Annotated in this window: 4 protein-coding genes and 1 pseudogene; 1 reads left to right on the top strand and 4 read right to left on the bottom strand. The window is 62.0% G+C overall.

What is annotated here, in order from left to right:
• The 4 genes from Q1J95_RS14810 to Q1J95_RS14795 all read right to left on the bottom strand — a co-directional run.
• On the bottom strand, nucleotides 1-185 hold a 185-nt coding region (locus tag Q1J95_RS14810), incomplete at its 3' end, for a hypothetical protein (RefSeq protein WP_300268958.1).
• On the bottom strand, nucleotides 185-841 hold the full coding sequence (locus Q1J95_RS14805; RefSeq protein WP_300268956.1) for a GTPase domain-containing protein: 657 nt from the start codon (nucleotides 839-841) through the stop codon (nucleotides 185-187). The genes Q1J95_RS14805 and Q1J95_RS14810, both read right to left, overlap by 1 nt.
• A 92-nt stretch (nucleotides 842-933) precedes the next feature.
• Nucleotides 934-1,347, bottom strand: a complete 414-nt coding sequence (locus Q1J95_RS14800) for a hypothetical protein (protein ID WP_300268953.1) — start codon at nucleotides 1,345-1,347, stop codon at nucleotides 934-936.
• 34 nt (nucleotides 1,348-1,381) lie between these two features.
• Complete coding sequence (locus Q1J95_RS14795; protein WP_300268951.1) at nucleotides 1,382-2,491, bottom strand: AAA family ATPase; 1,110 nt, start codon at nucleotides 2,489-2,491, stop codon at nucleotides 1,382-1,384.
• Between the two features lie 259 nt (nucleotides 2,492-2,750).
• Between Q1J95_RS14795 and Q1J95_RS14790 the strand changes: the two are divergent.
• A pseudogene (locus tag Q1J95_RS14790) lies at nucleotides 2,751-3,750 on the top strand (SDR family NAD(P)-dependent oxidoreductase).
• The last annotated feature ends 739 nt before the right edge of the window (nucleotides 3,751-4,489 follow it).

Raw genomic sequence — 4,489 nt, 5'->3', positions numbered from 1 at the left:
CTGTGCACCGAAGCAACAGCGCGTGCATTGAGCTCGGCTCGCCCCGAATAGGGCACGATCATCGCATTGACGTCTTCGAGCAGCGCAACGTTGGCGGGGTCGTGCTCAATGCGCAGGTAAAGGTCGTCGTCCGCGACGAGAACCGACCGCGGACGAACGACGTTCGCAGATTCTGTCTGCTCCATCAGAGCTTCCCCCTTATTTGGTCGCGCAGCTTCTTCGCGTCTTCGGGCGTGTGAAGACTGCCCACGACGACGCGTGCGCCGATCTTGAGCGATGCGACCTTGATCGCCTCTATCTCATTCATCTCTTTGAAAATCTGCGAGAAATCTCCGGGGAATCTCGGGTGCAGATCAGCGTGGGTTCCGACCAGAATCACCGTCGCCTTCGAGCCGGACTCCTTGAGCCAGTGCGTCAAGCGTCGCAGGTGCTTCGCGACCAGCTGCGCGTCTTCGGAATCTGGGATGTCGACCCGATCGGCTCGAAACAGATACCAGATGTAGTGCGCGTCTTCGACAGCTTTGCGCCACTCGAGATAGCTGGGGCCCTGCGTGCCCGACACGTCACGCGTAACGGAGAAGGCGACGGTGGCACCGTCAATGTCAAGCTCGAACGTGCGGCCGCTCTTGTCGACATTCGGGGATGGCGTCGACGAATCCAGCCACGTCCCTTGCTCGAGATAGTGGAGCAGCGCGGTCTTGCCGGTCTGCTCTCCACCGATGACGGCGACTTTCTTGCCCTCGAGCTTCTTCTTCGCCTTCTGGGTCTGCACCACCGCGACACCGCCCGCGGCGAGGGCGACCACTCCTGCGACGGCGAGCGGGATCAAGGGAAGCGGCATTGCGACATCCTCAGGGTCAGTGCGGACTCGACGTCCAGGCGTATATTCCTTCTAGCTTATCCGCGCGCATGGACAATCGAGGGTCGATCGCGTCAATTCGCGATCACCACACACCGGTACCGCGCGCGGGTGAGTCCGACGTAGAGCAGGTCGAACCAGTCGAGACCTTCGCCGCGGATGAACGCCACACCGGCGTCGCCGATGTCGGTGAGGATCACCGCTTCGGCGTCGAGTCCTTTGTACTTGAAGATCGAGCCCCAGCGGATGCGGCTGCGGGGCGCTTGCGGCACCGCAGCAGTCGGTGACGACGGGGTTTCGGTGACCGCTCCGGTGCTCGTCGCGTCGACGACGCCCACGGTGCTCGTAGCATCCGTCTCGACCTTGAGTCGATCACGCAGCCAACGCTCTTCTTTGGTGAAGTGCTCGGCTGCGAGCAGCCTGCCCACGAGCGAGTTGCGCGCGCCGAACGGGCTGAGAATGACGATGTCGTGCGCCTGATAGCTCACCGTCGTTCGCGCGAGGAACGACTCGAGGTTCAGATCAGGTCCGGTCAGCTCGCTCGGCTTCCGCCAAGAGCGTCTCTAACGTGTTGAGAACAGCAATTAGCTGGGGGTTATCGTCTGACAGTGAGGCCAGAGTCCGAATCTGCTCATCAAGAATCTGCGGAGACGTAACGTGTTCAGACTCAAGCAGATTGAGCGAGTCTCGCGTGAAAGTCTCCCACTGCTTCTTAGCGTCTTCATTTCCGGCATGCGAACGCCCGCTCATTTCAAGTAACAGCGCTTCCGGATTGAAATCGCCCGGCAAATAGTCGACGTGTGAATTCACCCATTCAAGTGCCTGACGGCGGACGGCAATCAGATGTTCAGTTTGATCGCCGTCACCACCATTGCGCAACAGGGCTTCCTTTTTCAACCCGATCTTGTCAAGCTCGCTCTGAAGCTGCGCATCCGTAACTTCGGCGGAGTCACGAATCGACTCGGTCGGCCGAGCATCGCCGTCGAAAATCACAACACAGGAGGCGTGGAGTGGAGCTTGCACCGCAACAACCCTTCGCGCAAGCGTCTCCGCCCCACCCGGCACTGCGGCGATTGAGACGGAGCCGAGAAAGTCGTCGCCGCGAAGCCGGCAGGCCCGCCGCACTACCGCGACAGCAAGGTCGTCTTCGACTACGATTGTCCGCGACGCTATTTGTGCGCCGATACGGGAAAACGATTCATCCGATGATGCCTTTTGCGTTACCACACGGACGCGCCCGCTAACGGGGTCCAGATCGAGAAGTTTTCGGCCCTCGTCCGGCAGATCAGTCACCATGGACGGAGCGTGCGTGGCGAGGACCACCTGATGTTTCTTCGCCACACGCTCCATCGCGATGAACCGCATCAACTCACGCTGGGCTCCCGGGTGGAGTGAAGTCTCGGGTTCGTCAAGGAGAATCAGGCTACGGTGCGCGGCACGTGAGATAGATCGAACAAGCATAATCGCTGCAAACTCTCCACTACCCGCGTATGCTTCTGAATATTTGCGGCCGTCGACAGATAGTGCGGCGGTGTAGCCCTCGACGTTGAACAGGTCATGCTTCACAAGTCGAACCGAGCGATATTCACGCTGAAGAATGACGCTTAGCTTCTTCAACTCGTCCGGGCTCAATTCATCAGCGGGCTCAAGGATGCGGTTAGCGCCATACAACTCGTGCTCCGATTCAAGCCCACTGAGCGCTGAATCTACATGTGGAGCACGTAATCTAATTTGCCTCTGCCGGGCGATCGTGGTCTTCGAGCCAACGAATCGATGTCCGGGGGGGGAACCCCTGCAGCACTGCCGCTTCGAAATGCGTGATGGCCCGGTTCTCCGTCGGGTGCAGATAGCGGCCTTTTTCTGGTTTGAAGAACTCGGTTCGGATCGCAAGATGGCACTGACCGCAAACTCCACCATCGGCGAATGGCTGAACGATCCCACAGGCGGCGACCTCGTCCGCGGGCTCCTCGCGCAGACCGGCGCCGACCCCGAGTCGCTCACCCCCATACTCGGCCTTCCGTTGCAGCAGCTCGTCACCCTCAGCCAGGGCCAGATGCCCCAGTCGGTCGTCGACGACCTGGTCCGCGCCGCGAACGGCGGCGAGATCCCCGAAGAGTCCGCCGCGACCGGTTGGACCGAGACGGTCACCTCAGGCCGCTTCGCAGGCAAGACCGGGATCGTCACCGGCGCAGCATCCGGAATCGGCAGGGCCACCGCATCGCGCATCGCCCGCGAAGGCGGCCGCGTCATCGCATCCGATATCGCCGGCGACAAACTCGACGCCTTCAAAGCAGAACTTGCGGATGCTGACATCATCACCGTCGCCGGCGACCTCACCAAGCAGGATGCCGTCGACGGCGTCGTGGCCGCAGCAGGTGAGCGCATCGACGCCCTCGCGAACGTCGCCGGCATCAACGACGACTTCTCGCCCGCTGGCGAAACGACGGATGCTGTCTGGGACCGCGGCATCGCCATCAACCTCACCGCGCCGTTCAAGCTCATGCGCGCGGTGCTTCCTCTGATGGAGGCGGCTGGTCGCGGCGATCCTCAACGTCGCCAGCGAAGCGGGCCTGCGCGGCAACGCCTCGGGCAACGCCTACACGGCCAGCAAGCACGGCACTATCGGAGTCACCAAGTCGGCGGCGTTCATGTACGGGCCGAAGGGCATTCGCGTGAACTCGGTTGCTCCCGGCGGTGTGGCCACCGGCATCCCGATGCCCCCGAACATGTCGGAAGCCGGCTCGGCACGTCTCGCGCCGTTCCAGCAGGCAATCCCCACGGTGGCGACCGCCGAGCAGCTGGCCGCGTCGATCACGTTCCTGCTGAGCGACGACGCCGTGAACATCAACGGCGCGATCGTCGCATCCGATGGCGGATGGTCGGTGCAGTAGCCCGTCGCCTGAGCCAGCGATGCTCGTGGGAGCACAATCTGTGGTCGTCTGCCTCCACAGTTTGTGCTCCCGCGCGGCTTATCCCCAATCGCGGGTTCCGACAGCCGACCGCATCCGCCGGCGCGCGATCGTGGATGCATGGGAATCAGATACTTCGCTTACCCCGTGTCGCCGAGACAGATCGCTCAGTCGCATGCGTGCCCGAGAGGATGCTTCGATGGCGACGATGCGTGGGAGCACTGGGGGCCGGGCGACGAGCCGACGCTCAATCTCGATAAGTGCTATCCCGAACTGCAATGGATACTCGGTGGCGACGAGCCGCGAGCATCGTTCGCCTTGGTGGAGGGAGCTGTGACGCACACCGGGTTTGGGTGGCAGTCGTTCCGACGAACGCTCAACGTCAACGAAACTCGTACGGTCGCGGATGACCTAGATTCACTTCTCGCTGTGCCCAATGCGATCAGCGTCCCGAAATGTCGATTCGGCAGTCCACACGACTGCGCGAGCGAAAACCTGGTGCGGGCTCGCGACTTCGCCCGCCGCGTCGCAGATGCCGGCTTCGGTATCCACTACTGCATAGGGTGATGACCGCGTACAATATGACTGCATTGACAGCAACGCAGTCAGGAGGGATCATGCCCACGATCACGGTCCGAGGTCTCGACGACGGCGTGATCCGCGCACTCAAGGTGCGCGCTGCACGCGAGGGCCGATCGATGGAGGCCGAGGTGCGCGACAT

The organism is Microbacterium sp., assembly GCF_029263575.1.
Taxonomy (GTDB): domain Bacteria; phylum Actinomycetota; class Actinomycetes; order Actinomycetales; family Microbacteriaceae; genus Microbacterium.
Note: the sequence above shows the minus strand (reverse complement) of the source record. Positions and strands in the feature narration are given on the sequence as shown.

What these genes read in the sequence shown, in the direction of transcription:
- Q1J95_RS14805 (WP_300268956.1), bottom strand. Translation starts at nt 841, where the DNA reads ATGCCGCTTCCCTTGATCCCGCTCGCCGTCGCAGGAGTGGTCGCCCTC.